Origin of the sequence: Streptomyces sp. NRRL F-5122, from assembly GCF_001507435.1 — a bacterium.
Lineage (GTDB): Bacteria > Actinomycetota > Actinomycetes > Streptomycetales > Streptomycetaceae > Streptomyces > Streptomyces lannensis.
This window is the reverse complement of sequence record NZ_LMWH01000229.1, coordinates 82,992-105,272: the sequence shown is the minus strand read 5'-3', so window position 1 is coordinate 105,272 and position 22,281 is coordinate 82,992. Positions and strand designations below refer to the sequence as shown.

Below are 22,281 nucleotides of genomic sequence, written 5' to 3'. Positions count from 1 at the left end.
CGCCCTTGGTCTCGATACCGAGGGACAGCGGGGTCACGTCGAGGAGCAGGACGTCCTTGACCTCACCCTTGAGGACACCGGCCTGGAGCGAGGCGCCGACGGCGACGACCTCGTCCGGGTTCACACCCTTGTGCGGCTCCTTGCCGGTCAACTCCCGCACCAGTTCAGTCACCGCCGGCATCCGGGTCGAACCGCCCACGAGGATCACGTGGTCGATGTCCGGCAGCTTGATCCCGGCATCCTTGATCGCCTGGTGGAACGGTCCCTTGGTGCGATCCAGCAGATCCGCCGTGAGCTGTTGGAACTGCGCCCGGGTGAGCTTCTCCTCCAGATGCAGCGGGCCCTCGGCGGACGCGGTGATGTAGGGCAGGTTGATCGAGGACTCGGTGGACGAGGACAGCTCGATCTTCGCCTTCTCGGCGGCCTCGCGCAGACGCTGCACCGCCATCTTGTCCTTCGAGAGGTCGACGCCGTACGCGTTCTTGAACTGCTGTACCAAATGGTCGACGACGCGCTGGTCCCAGTCGTCACCGCCGAGCCGCGTGTCGCCGTTGGTGGCTTTGACCTCGATGACGCCCTCGCCCATCTCCAGCAGGGACACGTCGAACGTGCCGCCGCCGAGGTCGAAGACGAGGACCGTCTGGTCGTTCTCCTTGTCGAGACCGTAGGCCAGGGCCGCCGCGGTGGGCTCGTTGATGATCCGCAGCACGTTCAGACCGGCGATCTCACCGGCCTCCTTGGTGGCCTGCCGCTGGGCGTCGTCGAAATACGCCGGCACGGTGATCACGGCGTCGGTGACGTCTTCGCCCAGATACGCCTCCGCGTCCCGTTTCAGCTTCTGCAGCACCCGCGCGGAGATCTCCTGTGCGGTGTACTGCTTGCCGTCGACGGTGCCGCTCTCCGGAAAACGCCAGGTCGAGTCGCCGACGTGCCGCTTGACGGAGCGCGCGGTGCGCTCGATGTTGGTGACCGCCTGCCGCTTGGCGACCTCGCCGACCAGCACCTCGCCGCTCTTGGCGAAGGCCACGACCGACGGTGTGGTCCGGGCGCCTTCGGTGTTGGTGATCACAGTGGGCTCACCGCCCTCGAGGACCGAGACCACGGAGTTCGTGGTGCCGAGGTCGATACCGACCGGACGTGCCATGGGGCTCTTGCCTCCTCGCATCGTTCCTGTAGAGGTCCGCTCCGCGAGTACCCGCGCCGACGACTTCACTGCAAGGCAGTGGAGCCTGTCCCGTGTTCCGCGAACTGCCTCTACAGCCTGAATAAAACTTGAGTTCCCTCTTGTCAAGTTTGACCATGGCTCCACGCGCAGCCAGGGGAACACCCTGTTCAAGGCCGGGCGCCCCAGGCCTCCCCGCCTCGCCTGCCGGTGTGGATGAACCATCCAGCGAAGGAACGGAGGCTGGATGGATCGTCCACTGGTGCGGTGCCTGTGTGCGAGCCTAAAGTCTGCGAAACCCTTACGGACGGCCCACCACGCCCCGCACACCCTCGCGACGGCACGGGCCGGACCGGCCCTCCGCGCCACGAACGCGCTCCGCCGCCCTTCCCCAGCAGGAGCTCCGTTGCCCGAGAACCCCGCCTCCCCCGCCGCCGCGCCCCCGTCCCTCACCGAGGTCGAGACCTACGGCGTCGAGCGCATCCCCGACGCGGACCGCACCGCGACGCCGTTCGATCTCTTTCGAGTCGCCTTCGGCGGCGCGAACACCTTCTCCACGTGCGTTCTGGGCGCCTTCCCGATCCTGTTCGGCCTCTCCTTCTGGCAGGGACTCGCCGCGACCCTCCTCGGCGTGGTCGTCGGCGCCCTGATCCTCTGCCCGATGGCGGTGTTCGGCCCGGTCAACGGCACGAACAACGCGGTCTCCTCCTCCGCCCACCTCGGTGTGCACGGGCGTGTGGTCGGCTCCTTCCTCTCCCTGCTCACGGCCGTCGCCTTCTTCTCGATCTCGGTGTGGAGTTCGGGCGACGCCCTGGTCGGCGGCGCACACCGGCTCTTCGGCCTCGATCGCGGGAATCTGTCGTACGTCGTCGCCTACGCGCTCTTCGCCGGGCTGGTGCTCGCGGTGTGCGTGTACGGCTTCCGGTTCATGCTGTTCGTCAACAAGATCGCGGTCACCTCGGCGACCGTGCTCTTCCTGCTCGGGGCGATCGCCTTCGGCGGTGACTTCGACCCGTCGTACGCGGGCACCTTCACCGCCTCGGCCGATCCCGCGACAAAGGCGCTGTTCTGGCCGTCGTTCATCGGCGCCGCGCTGATCGTGCTGTCCAACCCGGTGTCCTTCGGAGCCTTCCTCGGCGACTGGTCGCGCTACATCCCCGCACACACCCCGCGCCGCAAGGTGGTCACCGCCGCGTTCCTGTCGCAGATCGCGACGCTGCTGCCGTTCGTGTTCGGTCTGGCGACCGCCAGCATCATCGCCAAGCAGGCGCCGAAGTACGTCGACCCGGCAGCCCCGGACTTCGTCGGGGGACTGCTCGCCATCTCCCCGACCTGGTTCTTCCTTCCGGTGTGCCTGCTGGCACTCATCGGCGGCATGTCGACGGGCACGACGTCGCTGTACGGGACCGGGCTGGACTTCTCGTCGGTCTTCCCCCGCCTCTCGCGGGTGCAGGCGACGCTGGTCGTCGGTGTGCTGTCGATCGCGTTCATCTTCATCGGCCGATTCGGGCTGAACCTCGTGCAGTCGATCTCCACTTTTGCAACGATGATCATCACCTGTACCACTCCGTGGATGGTCGTGATGATGCTCGGCTTCTACACTCGGCGCGGCTGGTACGACCCTGACGCGCTTCAGGTCTTCAACCGCCGCCAGCGCGGCGGCCGTTACTGGTTCTCGCACGGCTGGAACTGGCGGGGCATGACCGCCTGGTGGGTCTCCGCCGTGATCGGTGTGCTGTTCACCGACATTCCCGGCCAGTTCGTCGGCCCCCTGGGCGACCTGGCGAACGGTGTCGACATCAGCCTGCCGCTGTCCCTGGCCGTCGCCGCGGTCCTGTTCCTGGCGCTCCTGAGGCTCTTCCCCGAGCCCCGGGCGGCCTACGGACCGCACGGCGCCCGACTGGCCCGCACGGTCGAGTCGCCGGTGCCGCCGATCACCGGCCCCGGTGCCCGGGACGAGAACGCCCCGGCGCTCGCAGTCGAGGGCGGCTGATGGACACCTGGCTCGACCTGTCGGTGCCCGTGGTCACCGGAATGCCCGTGTATCCCGGTGACCCGCAGGTCGAGGTGGAACGGGCGCTGCGCGTGGCCACGGACGGCGTCAACGTCCTCGCCCTGCACATGGGTTCCCAGTCGGGCACCCATGTCGACGCGCCGTATCACGTGAACTCCGCCTGGGCCACGCTGGACGCGCTGCCGCTGGAGCGGTTCGCGGGCCCGGCGGTGGTGGCGGACGTACGGGGTCTGCGGGCCCGGGCGGCCATCACCCCTCAAGTGCTCGCGCCCGCACTGAGCCTGCTGCGTCTCCAGCCGGGCGCGATCCTGCTGCTCGCCACCGGCTGGTCGGCGTACTGGGGCACCGACGCTTATCTGGAACATCCGTGGCTGACCTCGGAGGCCGCGCAGGCGATCGTCAACGCGGGCGTCCGCACGATCGGGGTCGACGCGCTGAGCGTGGACCCCACGGGAAACGGGGACCTGCCCGCCCACCGCGTGCTGTGCGGCTCGGCCGGTGTGATCGCCGAGAACCTCACCGGCCTCGACCGAGTCCTCGCCGCACAGGAGTCCGGCCGCCCGGTGGACGTGTTCCTGTTCCCTCTGCACCTGCCCGGCTCGGACGGCGGCCCGGTCCGAGCCGTGGCGCGGGTCGGGGGGCCGACGGGGCAGGCGTAGTACGCCGTGCCGTTGCGCGGGTCACCGGGGCGGGCGGCCGACCCTGCGCCGGACCGGTGCCCTCACCGGACCCTCGTCGTCTTCGACGCCGGGGTCCGGCCCGTGGCACCGGTCAGGGCCTGATCGTGCGGGCGATGTCCAGGGTCAGACGCTGCCAGGGGTCGCGTGGGTCCCGGGCCGTCAGCACCTGGACGCGCCGCAGGCGGTAGCGCAGCGACTGCGGGTGCAGATGCAGTGCCCGGGCGGCCGCCGTCGCCGACCCCGCGTCGATGTACGCGCTCAGTGCCTCCAGCAGATGGCGCTGTTCGGGTTCGGTCAGCGGGCCGAGAACGAGACGGGCGATGTGGTCCGCGGTGGCGGCCGGATGCCCGGCGAGCAGTGCGAGCACATGTGCGTCGGCGTCGGTGAGAAGGCGGCCGGGCCGATGGGCGTGGTCGGGCGCCGTGTCGAGCGCGTCGGCGGCGAGCCGGTGGGCGACGGCCACCCGGTCCATGCCTTCGCCGGTGATCGCACAGCCCCGCCAGCGCCGCTCGACGAGCAGCGCCGGCGCCCGGTGGAGGGCCGTCGCGGGAAAGAGCACGACGGCGCGCGAGCCCCGGACCGTCGACAGTGCCGTACCGCCGTCGCCGAGCGCACCGACCAGTCCCGCGGCGGCCTCGTACGGCATGTCAGGGCCCTCGCCCGTCACCGGCTCGGCCACCAGGAGGCAGTAGGGATCCGGGAGACGGACGCCCAGCCGGGCCGAACGGTCCGTGAGCGCGCCGACCGAGGCGTGCCTGCCTGCGACGAGGTCGTCGAGCAGCAACCGCAGCGCTCGGTCGGTGTCCCCGGCGAGGTCCTCGGTGGTCGCCGCGTAGGCCGTGGCCATCTCCTCCGACAGTGTGTCCAGCGCCGTCAGCAGCAACCGGGCAAGTGACAGGCCGTCCGTCGCCGTGAGGCGGTGCGCACGGGCGGCGACCTCGTCGGTGACGACGGCCGCCGCCACTCGGTAGGCGCGCAGCACCGCCTGCACCGGCCGGCCGTCGGCCGCGCGCGCCGCCGCGATGCCACGGAATCTGCGCAGGTCCGCAGGCCCGAGCGTGCCGTCGCTCGCCCAGAGGTCGAGCAGCCGGTCCACGCCCCAGGCGGCAATGGCCCGCACCTCGGGCAGCCGGCTGTCGTCGAGCGCGGCGTACACCGGCACCTGGGTGTTGACCGCCTCGACAACCGCCTCCACGACCCGGGGATCCGCCACGATCTCGTCCCGGACGCGGATGCGGGCCTCGAGGGGTTGGTTTATCACATGGTGATGATCCCAGCCGCGCGTTGTGTGCACCACGCTGGACGGGCCTTGTCACAGTCGCAAGGATCGTGGGCACAGGGCTCGGTCCCAGGGACGAAAGGCGGGACGTACGGATGACAAGGCACTGGGCGGACTTCCAGTACGAGATATATCTGAACGGCATGACGGGCGCCGTACCACGGCTGCCCACCGATCTGACCCGACTGGAGCAGCTCACCGAGCAGCGACTCGGACCCGGCCCGGTCGGATATGTGGCGGGCAGCGCGGGCACCGGCAGCACGGCGCGGGCGAACCGGGCCGCGCTGGAGCGGCGCCGGATCGTGCCGCGGATGCTGCGGGACGTGCATGAGCGCGATCTGTCCGTCGAGGTGCTGGGACGTTCGCTGCCCGCTCCGCTCGCCCTGGCGCCGATCGGCGTCCTGTCGATCATGCATCCGGACGCCGAGCCCGCGGCGGCGCGGGCCGCCGCCGCGCAGGGCGTGCCGTTCGTCCTGTCCTCGGCCTCCAGCACTCCGATGGAGCAGGTGGCGGAGGCCTCGGGCGACGGAGAGCGCTGGTTCCAGCTGTACTGGGCCAAGGACCGCGAGGTCACGCGCAGCTTCCTGACCCGGGCGAAGTCGGCCGGGTTCACCGCGCTGCTCGTCACGCTCGACACGCCGCTGCTGGCCTGGCGGCCCCGGGACCTCGACCAGGCGTATCTGCCGTTCCTGCACGGTGTCGGCACCGCCAACTACTTCTCCGACCCGGCCTTCCAGGCGGGCCTGGCGAAGCCGGTGCACGAGGACCCCGACGCGGCCGTGATGCACTTCGTCGGCATGTTCGCGGACCCCGGCAAGACCTGGCCCGACCTGGCGTTCCTGCGGGAGAACTGGGACGGCCCGATCGTGCTGAAGGGCATCCTGCACCCGGACGACGCCCGCCGGGCCGTCGACGCGGGGATGGACGGCGTGGTGGTCTCCAACCACGGCGGCCGGCAGGTGGCCGGTTCCGTGGCGGCCGCGGACGCCCTGCCGCGGGTGGCGGAGGCCGTCGGGGACCGGCTCGCCGTGCTGTTCGACAGCGGCATCCGCACCGGCGACGACATGTTCAAGGCCCTCGCGCTGGGCGCGCGGGCGGTACTTCTGGGGCGGCCGTACGCCTACGGGCTCGGGCTCGACGGACAGGCGGGCGTCGAGCACGTCATCCGGTGTCTGCTCGCCGAGTTCGACCTCACCCTCGCCCTGTCCGGGCACGCCGGTCCCGGCACGCTCGGCATCGACGACCTGATCGAGGAATCCGCATGACCGCCGTCAAGAACGTCCTGGCCGTGGTCTCGCCGCACGTCGGCGGGCGCTCGACCGGCGCCGGACTCGCCTCCGTCTTCCCCGGCGAGGCCCATGTCACCGTGGTGGAGCGGCCCGACGAGGACCCGGCGGCGTTGCGCGCGGCACATGTCATCGTCACGGGGCTGGCCCCCGTGACCGCCGAACACATTGCCGACGCACCGGAGTTGGAGCTCATCCAGTGCGCGAGCCACGGCTTCGACTACGTCGACCTGCAAGCCGCCCGCGCCCGCAACGTGCCCGTGTGCAACATCGGCTCCAGCGGCGCGGAGAAGCAGAACGTCGCCGAGCAGACCTTCGCGCTCATGCTCGCCCTCGCCAAGCAGCTGGTGCCGGCGCACACGGCGCTCGTCGAAGCCGACTGGGCGCTGCCGCGGCTGCAGCGGTCGATCACCGAGCTGTCCGGCAAGACCCTCGGCGTCATCGGGCTCGGTCATATCGGTGAGGAGGTCGCACGCCGTGCGGTCGCCTTCGACATGGCCATCGTGTACGCGGGCCCCCAGCGCGTGGACGCGGACATCGAGGCGCGGCTCGGCGCCCGCCACGTCGAGCTCGACGAACTGCTGCGCATCTCGGACTATGTGACGCTGCACGCGCCGCTCACCGACGCGACCCGGCATCTGCTCGACGCCGAGCGCCTCGCGCTGATGAAGCCCACCGCGTTCGTGATCAACACGGCGCGGGGCGCGCTGATCGACCAGGACGCGCTCGCGGACGCGCTGGAGAAGGGCACTCCGGCCGGCGCGGGAATCGATGTCTTCGACCCCGAACCGCCCACGTCCGCCTTGAGGTTGCTCAAGGCGCCGAACGTGGTGCTCTCCCCGCACGTCGCCGGCGTCACCCGGGAGACCCTTGTACGGATCGCCCTGGCGGCGGTGCAGAACGCGGCCGACTTCCTGTCCGGCAAGGAGCCGCGGGACATCGTCTCCTGAGACCGGCACCGCGCTCGGGCGGTGCGGCGGCCCGGACCGTCCGAGACCGGTCCAGGCCGCCGTCGTGTCACTCGGCCGTCTCGGCCTCCTGACCGAAGACGGCGTGGAGCCTCCTGGTGTGGTCCACGGACCGCTCCGGGCCGGTGAGCGTGACCGTCGCCGTCAGACGCGGGTCGGCGCTGGACGCGGCCAGACGCAGCTCGAGATCCCCCGGTTCGACGACGCGCCGTCCGCCGCGGCCGGTGAAGGAGGCGAGGTCGGCCGGAACCGTCACCCGCAGCCGCCGCGCCTGGCCGGCCGCCAGCGGCACCCGGGTGTATCCGATGAGTCGCTGTACCGGCTGGACGACCGAGGCGACCGGATCGTGCAGGTAGAGCTGCACGACCTCGGTGCCCTCCCGCTCCCCCGTGTTGCGCACGGTGAACGCCAGACGGAAGGCGCCGTCCGTGCCCGTCTCCTTCTCCTCGATCGCGAGGTCGCTCCAGTCGAAGGCCGTGTACGACAGTCCGTGCCCGAACGCGAAGGCCGGTGTCGGGTCGATGTTGGACACCTCGCTGGACTGGGCGAGCCGCGCACCGAGGTAGGTGGCGGGCTGGGCGCCCGGGCCCCGCGGCACACTCACGGGAAGCCGCCCGCCCGGGTCGGTACGGCCGCTGAGCACGCCGGCAAGAGCGTTGGTCCCTTCCACTCCCGGGAAGAAGGACTGCACGATCGCGGCGGCGCCGTCGACAGCACGGCCGAGCGCGTAGGGCCGCCCGGCGAGCAGCACCGTCACCACCGGGGTACCAGCGTCCAGGAGCGCGTCGAGCAGTTGCTGCTGGGCTCCGGGCAGAGCCAGCGACTCGGCGTCGCAGCCCTCGCCGCTGGTGCCGCGGCCGAAGAGTCCCGCGCGGTCGCCCAGTACCGCGATGACGACATCGGCCTCACGCGCCACACGGACGGCCTCGTCGATGCCGGCGGTGTCTCCGTCGTCGATTCCCGTCCCGTGGGCCACCGTCACGTCCGCGCCGGGGAACTCGCGCTCCACGGCCTCGCGCAGGGTGGGCAGGGCGATCCCGTCCGCGACCTCGGGATGGTGCACGCCGACGTGCAGAGGGAAGGAGTAGCAGCCCAGCACGGCCGTCGGCTCCTGGGCGTTGGGGCCGACCAGCGCGATGCGGCGGGGCCGGTCTAGCGGCAGTGTGCCGTCGTTGGCGAGCAGCACCACCGCCCGTTCGGCCACCTCCCGGGCCAGGTCCCGGTTCTCGGGCGTGTCGAGGTCCACCGTGCCGCGCAGTGCGTCCGGGTCGTCGAGGTCGGCGCCGGCGAGGGCGGCAGGCACCGGGCTCCAGTCCGCGTCGAGGAGTCCCAGCCGGGCCTTCTCGGAAAGCACCCGGTACAGGGCACGGTCGACGATGCTCTCCGGTACCCGTCCGGCGGTCACGGCCTCGACGAGCGGTGCGCCGAACGTCTTCACGGTGGGCAGTTCGACGTCGACTCCGGCGCGCAGGGCGGTGCCGGCCGCCTCGCTCCAGTCGCCGGCGATCCCGTGCAGTGTCCGCAGGAAGGCGATGCCGAAGTAGTCGGCCACGACCGTGCCGTCGAATCCCCAGACATCGCGCAGCAGCCCGGTGAGCAGATTCTCGTCGGCCGCCGCGGGCACGCCGTCGGTGTCGTTGTAGGCACTCATGACGGACCGGGCTCCGCCCTCGCCGACCGCCATCTCGAAGGGCGGAAGCAGGATGTCGGCGCATTCGCGTGAACCCATGCCGACCGGGGCGAGGTTGCGCCCGGCCCGCGAGGCGGAGTAGCCGACGAAGTGCTTGAGCGTGGCGACGACGCCGGAGGACTGAAGTCCCCGCACATAGGCCGTGCCGACGGTGGCCACCAGGTAGGGGTCCTCCCCGATGGTCTCCTCGACGCGGCCCCAGCGGGCGTCGCGGACCACGTCGAGCACCGGCGCGAGGCCCTGGTGCACGCCGACGGACCGCATGTCGCGGCCGATGGCCGCGGCCATGCGGTGGATCAGGTCCGGGTCGAAGGTGGCGCCCCAGGACAACGGGACGGGATAGGCGGTGGCCTTCCAGGTCGCAAAGCCGGCCAGGCACTCCTCGTGCGCGACGGCGGGGATGCCGAAACGGTTCGCCGAGGTGATGCGCGCCTGCGTGCGCAGCAGGGAGAGCGCGCCGAGAGCGGGGTCGACGGGAGCGGTGCCGAAGGGACGGGTCAGCTGGCCCAGGCCGTTCGGCAGGAGGGTGTCGAGGTCGACGGCCTCCTCCATGTCGTGCTGATGGGGGGCCACTTCACCCCCCTCGTCGGACGCGCCGACCCACACACCGTAGAGCTGTGCGATCTTCTCCTCGAGGGTCATGGCGCCGATCAGGGCGGTCACCCGAGTGTTGACGTCGTGGGCCGGATCGTTCCAGACGGGGATTTCGGGGGTGGTCTCAACTGCCACGTTGGCGGTCACTTTCCTCCGACGCCCATGAGCCCCTGGACCAGGGCGCGACGGGCGAACAGGTAGACGAGCAGGACGGGAACCATGGACAACACCACGGCTGCCAGCAGCCCGGGGATGTTGATGCCGTGTTCGGTTTGGAAGTTGTAGAGACCCAGGGTGACCAGCTTGGTGGAGTCGGACTGGGTCAGGACGAGGGGGAACAGGAAGCCGTTCCATGCCTGGAGCGCGGAGAACACCACGATCGTGGACAGTCCGCCCCCGGAGAGCGGAACCACGAGCTGGAAGAACATGCGCCGCGGAGTGGCCCCGTCCATGGCCATGGCCTCGAACAGCTCCGGGGAGATGTCACGCATGGCGCCGCTGAGGATCAGGGCCGACATCGGCAGGCAGAAGGCGGCGGTCGGCAGGATGACACCGAGGAGGTTGTCGTACAGACCGGCCTTGCTGATCAGGTAGAACATCGGAACGATCACGGCCTGCGCCGGGATGGCGAGCCCCAGCAGGAACAGCCGGAAGACCTGCGAGGTGACCCTGCTGCGGCTGCGCACGATCGCGTAGGCGAGCGGCGGGACGAGCAGCAGCACCAGTCCGACCACACACGCCGTGACGATCACCGTGTTGAGGAAGTACTGGCCGAAGCCGGAGTCGAAGGCCCCGGTGTAGTTGTCGAATGTGAAGCTGTGCGGGAAGGACAGCGGACCGTTCCGGGTGTACTCGGACTGGGGCTGCACCGTCGCGACGAGCATCACGTAGAGCGGCAGGCCTACCAGGAACAGCCAGACCACCGAGCCCACGCCGGCCAGATGGTTGGGGCGTCGCCTCATCACAGACCCTCCATGGAACTGCGCATCTTGTCGTAGCCGGACACGCGCACGACGATCAGCGAGATGATCGTCGCGGCGACGACCAGGACGAGGGCGATGGCGGCGCCGGCGCCGAAGTCGAAGCTCTTGAAGGCCTTTTGGTACATGTAGTAGGCGCTGATGGTGGTGTCGGTCCCGGGCCCGCCCTGGGTCAGGATGAGGACCGTCTCGAACGTGGTGAGTCCGCCGACGATCATCAGGATCATCGAGGTCACGACGGAGTTGCGCAGTTGCGGCAGGGTGATGTGGAAGAACTGCCGGTAGCGCCCCGCACCGTCGATCTCCGCCGCCTGGTACAGGACCTGCGGGATCGCGCGGGCGGCACCCTGGTAGATCAGCGTGTGGAACGGGGTGAACTGCCAGGTGCTCACGAACGCGAGCACACCGATCGCGCTGGCCTGCTTGCCGAACAGGTTGCCGTCACCGAACAGCCAGGTGGCCTGCGCCGGGATACCGAAGTTCGGGTCGAGCAGCGCCCGCCACAGCACCGAGACGGCGGTGGAGGACAGCAGCAGCGGAATGAAGTAGATCACCGACAGCACCGCGCGGTTGCGCTGCTGTCCCGCGGCCCAGACGCCGAGCAGGATGCTCAACGGTGTCTGGATGGCCACGCCGAGCACGGTGACCAGCAGAGTCAGCCAGATGCTCTTGATCATCACCGGGTCGTCCAGCACCCGGGACCAGTTGTCCATGCCGACGAACCGGGGCGACCCGAGGCCGTTCCAGCTCATGAAGGACAGCACCGCCACCATGACCAGCGGTGCGATGGCGAAGATCAGGAAGAAGAGGGTGGCGGGGACCGCCCAGGCGAAGCCCGGGCGTCCCACGTGGGCGGTGTAGGAGCCCTCCGACCGCCGCCGGGCCGGGGTACGGGATCCGGCGGCAGGAGGAGCGCTCGTCGTTTCAGTGGTCATGAGCGGTTCATTCAGTGGGGAGGGCCTGCATGGCCTTGATGAATCCGTCGGCGTCGATCTGGCCGTTGAAGAACTGCTGCACGGCCTGGTGGATCGGCGTGATGGCCGACGGCGGGTACGCCTGGTCCCACGACAGCTGGAACGACGGTGCCTTCTTGACCAGGTCGTACTGGAAGTGCGAGTACGCCGGGCTCGCGGAGGTGTCGAGGAACTTCTCCGTGTTGGTGGTGGTCGGCAGGTTGCCGATCGCCATCTGCGCCTTGACGAACTCGTCGGAGTACATGAGCTTCAGGAACTTCTCGACGGCCTCGGGGTGCTTCGTCTTCTTCAGCACCGAGTAGAAGTTGTTGGTGTTGCCGACGACGTCCGCCTGGTCGCCCTTGCCGCCCGACACGGCCGGGAAGGTGGTGTAGCCCAGGCCCTTGGCCGCGAAGTCCTTGGCGTCCTGCTGCTGTTGGGCGTAGTACCACGAGCCCATCAGCTCGAAGGCCGCCTTGCCCTTGGCCACCAGGGCCGGCGACGCGCCGTTCGTGTACTTCACGGAGTCGAAGTTGGTGCCGAAGGCGCCGGCGTCCACCAGCTCCTTGAGCATGCTCAGCGCCTTCTTGCTCTCGGGGCTCTCCCAGGCGCTCTTTTCACCGCCGAGCGCCTTCTCGAACAGCTCCGGCCCCGCGACGCGGTCGTAGACGTACTCGAACCACATCAGCGTGGGCCACTGGTCGCCGCCGCCGAGGGCGATCGGGGTGACTCCCTTGCCCTTGAGTGTCTTGACCGTGCTCAGCAGCTCGTCCCAGGTCTTGGGCGGCTGCACTCCGGCGTCGTCCAGCACATTGCCGTTGTTGAAGAGCAGGACGGGCTGGGTACCGCGCATCGGGATGCCGTAGGCCTTGCCGTCGACGACGGCGCTGTTGAAGACCGACGGCAGGAAGTTGGACTTCAGAGCGGGGTCGTCCTTGATGAAGTCGTCCAGCGGCATCAGCAGGTCGGCCTTGACGAACGGCTGGATGCTGCCGCCGCCCCAGTTGAAGAAGACGTCGGGCGCCTGCGGCGTGTTGATGATCGTCTGCAGCTTCTGCTGGTAGTCGGCGCCGGGGATGGTGTCGAGGACGGCCTTGACGTCAGAAGTCTTGTTGAACGTCGCAACAATCTGCTTCTCGACCTTGTTGCTGGCGTCTCCATAGACAAGAACGTGGATCTTCCCGTCGTCCGACGAGCCCCCGCCGGTTCCGCTCCCGCAGGCCGAGAGGCTCAGCGCCAGGGCAAGCGTCGCGCCACCGGCGACTAGACGGGGCAACCGTGCGCGTATCTTCATCGTCTGCCTTTCGAAAGTTTCGGCAACGTCGCCGAAAGTCGCTGCTGTCGGACAGTATGGGAGGCACCCCACACGGTCAACGGGGGTGCACACGCGCGACCAAACCGTTATCGGCCGCTCGTGGCCTATCCTTCGGACATGCGTGATAACGACGAGGTGGACGGCCGAGTGACCCTGGCCGAGGTGGCCGAGCAGGCCGGTGTGTCGCTGTCGACGGTTTCGAAAGTCCTCAACGGTCGCTCCGATGTCTCCGAGGCGACCCGCACCAAGGTCGAACAACTCCTCGACATGCACGGTTACCGCCGCCGGTCCCAGGCCCCGCCCCAGGCCCCGCTCATCGAGCTCGTCTTCCACGAGTTGGAGAGCGTCTGGGCCATGGAACTCATCCGGGGCGTGGAGAACGTCGCCAAGCAGAACAAGGCGAGCGTCGTACTCACGGAGAGCGGCACGCGGCATGCTCCCGGATCCGACTGGATCGAGGGGGTGCTGCGCCGCCGGCCCCTGGGTGTGGTCCTGGTCTTCTCCGCGCTCCCGGACAAGGTGAAGAAGCAACTGCGGTCGCGGGCGATCCCGTTCGTCATCGTCGATCCGGCCGGCGATCCCGATCCGGACGTGCCCTCCGTCGGCTCCGCCAACTGGGCCGGCGGTCTGGCGGCAACGCGCCACCTCACCGACTTCCAGCACGAGCGCATCGCCATCATCACCGGCCCTGAGGACATGATGTGCTCCCTCGCGCGGCTCGACGGCTACCGCTCGGCCATGACGATGGCGGGCCTGGAGGTCGACCCGTCCCTCGTGCGCTTCGGCGACTTCCATGTGCAGGGTGGCTTCGAACAGGCCATGGACCTGCTCGAGCGCCCGGACCGGCCGACCGCCATCTTCGCCGGCAGCGATCTGCAGGCGCTCGGTGTGCTGGAGGCGGCACGGCTGAAGGGCCTGAGCGTGCCGGACGATCTGTCGGTGGTCGGCTACGACGACGTTCCGCTCGCGCAGTGGTCGAGCCCCTCCCTGACCACGGTCCACCAGCCGCTGCGGCAGATGGCCGAGGAGGCGGCGCGGATGCTGTTGCGCCCGCACGATGCGGGTAAGTCCGCGCTGCGCATCGAGCTCGCGACCCACCTGGTGGTACGGCAGAGCACTGCGCCCCCGAAGAACAGCTGAGCGCTCCGCGCGGCGGCGACGGCCCTTTCCGGCAGCGGGCCGCCGCCCTCCGCGCCCCGTCAAAAGACCGTGTGCGCAAAGGACTTCGGCGGCGGCCAGGCGCAGTCCGCCGGGCCACGCCGTTCGTGAACACCGACCGTCCGCAATGGGACGCGCCGGCCGTGTCGGCGCGTCCCCTTCCCCGCGGCCACCCGCGTCCCGGACCGGTGCGGCAGAGCACCGCAAACGTGGCGAAACTTTCGGCCCCGGTCCCACGTCGGCCGCCGCGCCGGTCGCCGCGACGGCGGCCACACCCTGGGGCGGGACGCCCACCGGCCGACTCAGGGCCGACTCGGCCGACGCCGCCCGCTCACCCGGCGGTGGTCAGAGGCCGAGACCCTGCGCCTGGGACGGCAGCCGAGGGTCCTGCGCGGTCGGCGGACCGCCCGTGCCGGCGATCGACAGGGACGGGGACTGCTCCGGCTGCCGGTCGGTCGCCCACTGCCGGATGCCCGAGCCGTCCCGGTTCCTGACGACGACGTCTGCGTTCGGCTCGTCGTTCGCGGGGGTGACGGCGAGGCCCTCGCTCCAGCGCGGCAGCAGTTCGCCCCGGACGGTGAGGTCGTAGCGGACGTCGTTCGCGCGCGCCTCGTCCGTGTCGCACCGGGCCAGCGTGACGACCCCGTCGGTGGCGTGGGAGTCCAGACACAGCCCCAGGTCGGCGACGCTGCGCAGAAGGCCGTCGCTCTCGTACGACCACTGCTGTGTCCATGCCGAGGAGCAAGCCGTGAGCCGGGTGCCCGCGCCCGACTGCACCGTGCCGCGGATGTCGAGACAGAGGTCGCCCGCGGCATAACGCAGCCTGGTCTGCTGCGGCTGCGTGGACAGACCGGCCGAGTCGGGCGGCGAGGGCACGTCGGGCAGTGCGTCCGGGTCCGCGTCGGGTGTGAGCCCGCCGCTCGCGCTGGTGGCCACGGGGTCGGCGCCGCCGTCGTCCGACCAGATGCCGCCGGCCAGCAGCGTGGCGATCGCGACGGCCGCGGCGATGCCCGCACCGGTCAGCAGCGCGCGGGTCTGGGGCTCCCCCGCCAGGATGCCGCGGCCGAGCCGCGTGGGGACCCCCGGAAGCAGTCGGTGGCGCCCGCCACCGCCCGTGCGTCTGCCGCCGAGGCCGGAACCGCCGCCACCACGGGGAAAGGACGAGGCGCGTCCGGGACGGGAGTCGAGGTAGCGGTGTGCGCCCCAACCGAGAACCGCCTCGGCGAGAAGTCCACCGAGTCCGCCTTCGAAATGGCTCAGTTGCTCGGCGGCGGAACGACAGTAGCGGCACTCCAGAACGTGCTGTTGGACTTCCGGAAGCAGGGCGCTGCCGCGGCGCATGGGGACGTCGAGCAGCCGGTTGTGATACCGGCATTCGTCGGTTGGGGCGAGTTCACGGTGCGAGCGCACACAGGCCGCCCGGAATTGCTCGCGCGCCTGTTCCAGCGCGGCTGCCGCACTCTCGGAGTCCATGCCCAGCAGGACGGCTGGAACGGATATGTGCTCGGCCTCGACCTCCCCGTGCCACAACAGGCACCGGGCAAGTCCGGGCAGCGATTGGAAAGAGCGTTCGGCGAGGGCCCGATTTTCCCGTGTCAGCGACTTCGCGGTGCGCATCCCGCGGCCCCCCGCGGGTTTTCTCAACGCGGGCACCGCGCCGGATATCCGGTCCTCCGCCGACCATTCCCGGACGGTGTCCCGTACCGCCACGAGGAGTTGGGGACGCAGCGCGGCCGCGGAACCGGAGCGCTGGAGATGGCCGAGTATGCGGTGGAAGGCGGTGGCGGTGACCATCGAGGCGGCATCCGACGTGGAGGCGAGGCAGATGGCTGCGTAGTCGTGCGCCGCCTGCCAGTGCCGCGCCATCAGCAGTGCGACGGGCTGGGTGTCCTCGCCCACGGGACGGCCCCTGAGCCGAGTGGCCAGGGTCTCGTCGGACTCCCCGGGTGGCATCCCGGGACGGGGAGGATGAAGCGGACGTGGCGGGTGGGGGGTGTGCACTGAGCGGTTTCCTTCCAAGGCGCAAGGTGGCACACGGAGTTCTGCGTTCGCCAAAAGGGAGCGGGATTGGTGCGGACCTTTTTGGCAGGCGCGGGAAAGAGCCGCGTGCGAGGGCCGCGTGACGACCGTCGGAGCGTGAGCCTTTTGAGCCCGCCGACGATCCGTAATGACGAGCAGCGGATCGGACCCGGCCATTGCCCATGCCTGGGGAGGCTCACCCTTGCACACGTCACTCACGACCAACAAGGCACTTGGACAACATCGGTCCCCAAGGGAAAATCGGTTAGACACCACGTCAACTACGGTCCTTCGCACCGGCATTCGAAATTTCCCGCGCCGCGTGTCCGGCCTGCGCGCTCAGGCGCCGCTCGCGTACATCCGAACATGTACGCGACGGCGACGGCGCGGGCGAATCGCGCGTTGGCCGAGCTGCCCGACCAGTCCGTGGTCACCGACTTCTCCGTCGGGTGAAAGCGGTACCGCCGGTGTCGCCGCGGCCCCCGGAGCAGGAGCCGCCCCAGTGGCCGGCACCCGGCGCCAGAACCCACGGAAGCAACCGGCGGGTGAGATCTGCGTCACGTCGGGCCGTGTCGTGTCACATTCGGCCCCCTTCCGGGAGTCGCACTGGAGGAGCGCACCACAGGGAGGACTGTCATGCCCGAAAGGACCGATCACCCGGCAGGCGACCAGGCCGGCACCGCGACCCAGGTGTTCGTCGACCATCGCGAACTGGTCTTCGCGATCGTCTACAACATGCTCGGCAGCGTCGCCGACACCGAAGACGTTCTTCAGGAAACCTGGCTGTCGTGGACCGGCCGCACGGCCCACGCCCAAGCCGACCGCATCGACAACCCACGCGCCTACCTGGTCCGCATCGCGGTCAACCACGCGCTCGCGCGACGTGCCGCCATCGCCCGCCGCCGCGAGACCTATGTGGGCCCCTGGCTCCCCGAGCCCCTGCTCGACGAGGCGGCACCCGACGAATCGGCCGAGCGTGCGGTGCGCTCGGAGTCGGTCTCGATGGCGCTGCTCGTGGTGCTGGAGTCCCTGACCCCCTTGGAACGGGCGGTGTTCGTCCTCCACGAGGTGTTCGGGTACGCCCATACGGAGATCGCGAACGTCCTGGACCGCAGTCCTGCGGCCGTTCGCCAGCTCGCACACCGCGCCCGCGCACACGTCCGCGCCCGGCGCCCGCGCTACCGGGCGCATCCACGAGTGCGTCAGGAGGCAACCGAGCGCTTCGTCCGGGCCTCGCTCGGCGGGGACATCGCCGCGCTGATGGAGATCCTGGCACCGGACGTCACCGTATGGGCGGACGGCGGCGGTAAGGCGGCGGCCGGCCTGCGGCCCGTGCGCGGCCGCGACAAGGCCGCACGTCTGCTGGCGGGGTACGCCACCCGGCGCGGGTCGGGCCTCGACATCCGCTACCGCCGGGTCAACGGCGACGACTCCGCGGTGGTGTTCGACGGAGACGCCCCGTACGCGGTGATGGTCATGGATCTGACACCCGACGGCGAACAGATCTCGGACGTCTTCATCGTCACCAACCCCGACAAGCTCACGCACGTACGACGGGGCGCGGGGACCGCGGCCGAGGAGGTGTCGGCATGACGACAGACGGACGAACGGCCGCACCTGCCTCCTCCGGGCAGCGCGTCGCGGACTGGTTCGACGGGCGGCTCGGCATCCACTCGCTGGGCCGGAAGTACCTGCGCAAGGTCTTCCCCGACCACTGGTCGTTCCTGCTCGGCGAGATATGCCTCTACAGCTTCGTGGTGCTGGTGCTCACCGGCATCTATCTCACGCTCTTCTTCCACCCGTCGACCACCGAGGTGACCTACCACGGCGGTTATGTGCCGCTGAACGGCATCCGCATGTCCGACGCGTACGCCTCGACGCTCCACATCAGCTTCGACGTGCGCGGCGGTCTGCTGATCCGGCAGATCCACCACTGGGCGGCACTGATCTTCGTGGCGGCGATGCTGACGCACATGATGCGTCACTTCTTCACCGGCTCGTTCCGCAAGCCGCGTGAGGTGAACTGGCTGTTCGGCTGGCTGCTGCTCGTCCTCGGCATCTTCGAGGGGCTGTTCGGCTACTCCCTGCCCGACGACGCTCTGTCGGGATCCGGACTGCGGTTCGTGAACGGCGCCCTGCTGTCGGTGCCGATCGTGGGCACGTATCTGTCGATGTTCGTCTTCGGCGGGCAGTTCCCCGGCCACGACATCGTCTCCCGCTTCTACTCCCTCCATGTGCTGCTGGTCCCGGGGATCATGGCGGCACTCGTCGTCACCCACGTGCTGCTGGTCGTCTACCACAAGCACACGCAGTTCGCCGGTCCTGGGAAGACGGAACGCAACGTCGTGGGCGCCCCCTTCTTCCCGGTCTACCTGGCGAAGGCGGGCGGCTTCTTCTTCCTGGTCTTCGGGGTGATCGCGCTCGTCTCCGCGGTGGCCACGATCAATCCCGTCTGGACCTACGGGCCCTTCCGCACCGACCAGGTGTCCACGGGGGCCCAGCCGGACTGGTATCTGGGCTTCGCCGAGGGACTGGTCCGCATCATGCCCGGCTGGGAGATCACCGTGGGCGGACACACGCTGATCCTCGGCGTACTGATCCCGGTGGTGGTGTTCCCCCTGCTGCTGGTCCTCATCGGGGTCTACCCGTTCGTGGAGGCATGGGTCACCAAGGACACACGCGAACACCATCTGCTGGACCGGCCGCGCAACCGGCCCCTTCGCACGGCGCTCGGCGCCGCATGGCTCAGCATCTATCTGATCCTTCTCGCGGGTGGTGGCAACGACATCCTGGCCACGCATCTGCATCTGTCCATCAATGCGCTGACGTGGACCATCAGGATCGCGGTGCTGGTCGTCCCGGTCCTGGTCTTCGTCGTGACCCGGCGTATCTGTCTGGCACTCCAGGCCGCGGACCGCGAACTGGTGGAGCACGGACGCGAGACCGGCATGGTCAAGCGGCTGCCGCACGGCGAGTACGTCGAAGTACGGCAACCGCTCTCCCCTGCCCGGCGGTACATGCTCACCGCGCACAGTCGTGACGGCGCGTCAGCCGACGGGCACCTCCAGCCTGCTGATGCGCACCGCGCCGTCGGAGGCACCAGGGTGGGCGCTGGTGAGGAGGAGACGGACGCGTGAACCGCGGACCGCGTCGAAAGTGATCACGGTGGGCGAGTCGGACGCCGTCGCCCAGTCCACGACCGCACCCTCGACGGGTGTGTACCGCCTGCCGTCCCAGACCGACACCTCGACCGAGGCGGGAAGGCTGTGGGTCGCGTCGAGCGTGAAGGACACCTCGACGCGGTCGAAGCGCCGGGTCCGGCCCCAGTCCACCGAGACCCAGTCCTTCGCCCGGGCACCGTTGAACGCGGGCAGCAGGGCGGTGGCCGACTTGGCGAAGGCGTTGGACCAGCCGGTGGCCGGGTTGCCGTCGAGCATGGCGGCGGGCAGCGTGTCGGTGCGGCCCGAGTAACCGGCGTCCGCCAGGGGGTAGATGGCGGCCGCCGGGTGGTCGGGCTCGAACACGGGCGCCGGGGTGGTCGCCCTCGAGGAGGCGCTGGTGGTGCGAACGGTGGTGGTGGCCGTACGCAGCCCGTCGGCACGGGCCGTCACCTTCAGCCGGCCCTCCTCGGTACCGCTCCGCACGATGGCAAGCGCCTTGCCGTGGAAGGCGGTTCGGGTACTCGCCTGGTACCGCTCGGCGCTCTCCTCCCGGCCGTTGTCCAGGCCCGCAAGAGATCCGCCGTTGACCTGGAAGCTCATCAGGTGCTCGGCGTCGGGCACCACCACGCCATGGGCGTCGACGACTTCGGCGGTAACGAAGAGGAGCGAGCGGCCGTCGGCGGCGAGCGACGAACGGTCGGGCGTGAGGCGAAGGGCGTGCGCGGCACCCGCGGTTCGCAGGACGTCGGTGGCGACGACCTTGCCCATGCGTCGCCCCACGGCCTTCAACTCGCCGGGCCTGTAGGGCACTTTCCAGGTCAGGTGGAGCTTGCCCGCACTGCCGTTTGGGCTCGTGTAGCTGCCGGGGTGGGGACCGTCCGTGAAGGTCTTGTCGTCGCCGGTCTCCTCGGTGGTCTCCAGGTACGTACGCCCGTCCGTGGTCGTCTTCGTGTCGAACGTCCGCGTCCCCAGTGACTTTCCGTTCAGGAACAGTTCGACGGTGTCGACGTTCGCGTACGCCCACACCTCGACGGTGTCGCCGTCCTCGTGGTTCCAGCTCATCGGCACCAGATGGACCATGGGCTCACTCGTCCACTGGCTCCGGAACAGGTGGTACATGTCCTTGGGGAATCCCGCCGTGTCGACGGCACCGAAGAAGGAGGCCTTGACCGGGAAGACGTTGTACGGCGTGGGCTCGCCGATGTAGTCGATGCCCGACCACAGGAACTGGCCGGCGAACCACTTGCGGTCCCGGTCCTTCTTGTGCCCGTACTCACCGCTCATCGTCCAGGAGGCGAGGTTGTTGTCGTAGGAGGAGGTCGCACGTCTGCCGGGCGTGTGGTTCTCACCGGTGTTGAGGTGCTCGGGCTCCTGGTAGGCACCCCGGGTCGAGGTCTCCGACGACGACTCCGACTCGAAGAGGAACAGGTGCGGATAGACGGCGTGCAGTGCGTCCACGGACTTGGCGGTGTTGTAGTTCAGGCCGAGCCCGTCGAGCTTGGCGAGCATCAGATCGGCTGCCGAGCCCTTGGCCGGAAGGTTCCGGTATTTGTCCGAACCGATGACAAGGGGCCGGGTGTCGTCCGCCGCCCGGATGGCGGTGATGATCCGGTCGGCCATGGCGAGCCCGGCGGTGGAGGTGGAATCGGGGACCTCGTTGCCGATCGACCACAGCACCACGGCCGGGGAATTGCGGGCCGCCAGCACCATCTCGGTGGCGTCCCTCTCGCACCAGTCGTCGAAGAAACGGTGGTAGTCGTAGGTCGTCTTGCCGGTGTGCCAGCAGTCGAAGGCCTCCACCATCATGACGATGCCCAGCTCCTCGCAGACCTGGATCATCTCCGGTGAGGGCGGGTTGTGCGAGGTGCGGAAGGCGTTGACGCCCATCGACTTCATGATGGTCATCTGCCGGCGTACGGCGTCGATGCTGATCGCGGCGCCGAGGGCGCCCAGGTCGTGGTGGAGGTCGACGCCCTTGATCTTGGCGTGGGCTCCGTTGAGGTGGAAGCCCTCGTCGGGGTCGAAGCGGTAGGAGCGGATGCCGAAGGTGGTGCGGTAGGTGTCCGTGCTCGTGCGGCCCACCCGAAGCTCGGTCTCCAGGGTGTAGCGCCGCGGGGTCGAGAAGTCCCACAACCGGGGCTTCGGGACGGTCAGTTCATGGGTCTCGGTCGTCGTGTCGGTGACGGAGACCGTGGACGACGTATGGGCGACCGTACGGCCGTCGGGGTCCGTGATCCTTGATCGGACCTCCACCTCCTCGACGGCGCCCGAGTCGTTGACCACCGAGGTCTGCACCCGCACGAACGCCCGCGACGTGGTGATCTCCGGCGTCGTCACATAGGTGCCCCAGCGCGCGACGTGCACGGGCTCGGTGATCACGAGACGGGCCTCGCGGTAGATGCCGCTGCCCGAGTACCAGCGGCTGCTGGGCAGCTGGTTCTGGACCTTGACCGCGATGACGTTCTCGGTGGTGCCGTCGGTGTGCACCAGATCGGTCAGGTCGAGGGCGAAGCCCGTGTAGCCGTAGGGGTGCCTGCCGACCTCGGTGCCGTTGCAGTAGACGTACGAGTCCATGTAGACGCCGTCGAACTCCACCGAGATCCGTTTGCCGGCCGAGCCGGGCGGCAGGGTGAAGGCGATGCGGTACCAGCCGAGGCCGCCTGGAAAGAAGCCCGTGCCGCTGGTGGTGCCGTGTTCCGTGGTGGGTGTCTGCTCGATGCTCCAGTCGTGCGGCACGGCGACCTGGCGCCACCCCGAGTCGTCGTAGCCGGGCGCGGCGGCGTCCGCGTACGCGCCCGTCGGGTCGGTGACACCGCCCGGGTCCACCAGCGCGAACCGCCAGCCGTCGCGCAGCGCGACGATCCGGCGGCCCGGTGTGCCCGTGGCCGCCGAGGCCGCCTCGACGGCGGCTCCTAGAAGTGCGCCGGCTGCCGGGGCTGCCGTACCGGCGATCAATATCGATCTGCGAGTGACCGTCATGGCGGCTCTCCCTCATCAGGGCCCAGAAGTACTCACAACTGAT

At 69.6% G+C, this 22,281-nt stretch carries 15 protein-coding genes; 7 read left to right on the top strand and 8 right to left on the bottom strand.

Annotated elements, in window-relative coordinates; translation table 11 throughout:
- Positions 1–1,144: molecular chaperone DnaK (gene dnaK / locus ADL25_RS23355; RefSeq protein WP_079050534.1), on the bottom strand; the 1,144-nt coding region annotated here is incomplete at its 3' end.
- Between the two features lie 424 nt (positions 1,145–1,568).
- Here dnaK and ADL25_RS23350 point away from each other — a divergent pair.
- Both ADL25_RS23350 and ADL25_RS23345 read left to right on the top strand, forming a co-directional pair.
- Entirely contained in the window at positions 1,569–3,155 is a 1,587-nt protein-coding gene (locus tag ADL25_RS23350) for a purine-cytosine permease family protein (RefSeq protein ID WP_059129751.1), read from the top strand.
- Positions 3,155–3,835 carry a cyclase family protein gene (locus ADL25_RS23345; protein WP_059129750.1) on the top strand — a complete coding sequence of 227 codons (681 nt, stop codon included), beginning with the start codon at positions 3,155–3,157 and terminating at the stop codon, positions 3,833–3,835. Before ADL25_RS23350 ends, ADL25_RS23345 begins: the two co-directional genes overlap by 1 nt.
- 112 nt (positions 3,836–3,947) lie before the next feature.
- Here the strand turns inward: ADL25_RS23345 and ADL25_RS23340 are convergent, their stop codons facing one another.
- A complete protein-coding gene (locus tag ADL25_RS23340) occupies positions 3,948–5,117 on the bottom strand; it encodes a PucR family transcriptional regulator (RefSeq protein WP_059129749.1) in 1,170 nt (389 codons plus the stop codon).
- A gap of 113 nt (positions 5,118–5,230) precedes the next feature.
- On the opposite strand from ADL25_RS23340, the gene ADL25_RS23335 reads away from it, so the two are divergent.
- Positions 5,231–6,400, top strand: a complete 1,170-nt coding sequence (locus ADL25_RS23335) for a lactate 2-monooxygenase (protein WP_059129748.1) — start codon at positions 5,231–5,233, stop codon at positions 6,398–6,400.
- Complete coding sequence (locus ADL25_RS23330) at positions 6,397–7,371, top strand: 2-hydroxyacid dehydrogenase (protein ID WP_059129747.1); 975 nt, start codon at positions 6,397–6,399, stop codon at positions 7,369–7,371. Before ADL25_RS23335 ends, ADL25_RS23330 begins: the two co-directional genes overlap by 4 nt.
- Positions 7,372–7,438: 67 nt before the next feature.
- Here the strand turns inward: ADL25_RS23330 and ADL25_RS23325 are convergent, their stop codons facing one another.
- From ADL25_RS23325 to ADL25_RS23310, 4 genes are read right to left on the bottom strand one after another with little or no spacing between them, the layout of a single operon-like run.
- Positions 7,439–9,820, bottom strand: coding sequence for a glycoside hydrolase family 3 N-terminal domain-containing protein (locus ADL25_RS23325; protein WP_107116681.1), 2,382 nt, complete (start codon positions 9,818–9,820; stop codon positions 7,439–7,441).
- Positions 9,817–10,635 (bottom strand): carbohydrate ABC transporter permease, encoded by an 819-nt coding sequence (locus ADL25_RS23320; RefSeq protein ID WP_059129746.1) that lies wholly within the window; start codon positions 10,633–10,635, stop codon positions 9,817–9,819. Before ADL25_RS23320 ends, ADL25_RS23325 begins: the two co-directional genes overlap by 4 nt.
- Positions 10,635–11,588 (bottom strand): carbohydrate ABC transporter permease, encoded by a 954-nt coding sequence (locus ADL25_RS23315; protein ID WP_059129745.1) that lies wholly within the window; start codon positions 11,586–11,588, stop codon positions 10,635–10,637. The genes ADL25_RS23320 and ADL25_RS23315 overlap by 1 nt, the downstream gene beginning before the upstream one ends.
- 7 nt (positions 11,589–11,595) lie before the next feature.
- Entirely contained in the window at positions 11,596–12,900 is a 1,305-nt protein-coding gene (locus ADL25_RS23310) for an ABC transporter substrate-binding protein (protein ID WP_059129744.1), read from the bottom strand.
- 138 nt (positions 12,901–13,038) lie between these two features.
- Here ADL25_RS23310 and ADL25_RS23305 point away from each other — a divergent pair, with 138 nt between their 5' ends.
- The gene (locus ADL25_RS23305) at positions 13,039–14,061 is read left to right on the top strand and encodes a LacI family DNA-binding transcriptional regulator (protein ID WP_079050536.1); all 1,023 of its coding nucleotides are present in this window, start codon (positions 13,039–13,041) and stop codon (positions 14,059–14,061) included.
- Positions 14,062–14,424: 363 nt separating this feature from the next.
- Here the strand turns inward: ADL25_RS23305 and ADL25_RS23300 are convergent, their stop codons facing one another.
- The gene (locus ADL25_RS23300; RefSeq protein ID WP_420711357.1) at positions 14,425–15,978 is read right to left on the bottom strand and encodes an RICIN domain-containing protein; all 1,554 of its coding nucleotides are present in this window, start codon (positions 15,976–15,978) and stop codon (positions 14,425–14,427) included.
- A gap of 756 nt (positions 15,979–16,734) precedes the next feature.
- Here ADL25_RS23300 and sigJ point away from each other — a divergent pair.
- Both sigJ and ADL25_RS23290 read left to right on the top strand, forming a co-directional pair.
- On the top strand, positions 16,735–17,691 hold the full coding sequence (gene sigJ, locus ADL25_RS23295; RefSeq protein WP_059129741.1) for an RNA polymerase sigma factor SigJ: 957 nt from the start codon (positions 16,735–16,737) through the stop codon (positions 17,689–17,691).
- A complete protein-coding gene (locus ADL25_RS23290) occupies positions 17,688–19,235 on the top strand; it encodes a cytochrome b (protein ID WP_079050533.1) in 1,548 nt (515 codons plus the stop codon). The genes sigJ and ADL25_RS23290 overlap by 4 nt, the downstream gene beginning before the upstream one ends.
- Here ADL25_RS23290 and ADL25_RS23285 read toward each other — a convergent pair.
- A complete protein-coding gene (locus tag ADL25_RS23285; protein ID WP_059129740.1) occupies positions 19,146–22,238 on the bottom strand; it encodes a glycoside hydrolase family 2 TIM barrel-domain containing protein in 3,093 nt (1,030 codons plus the stop codon). The genes ADL25_RS23290 and ADL25_RS23285 overlap by 90 nt on opposite strands.
- Positions 22,239–22,281: the final 43 nt, after the last annotated feature.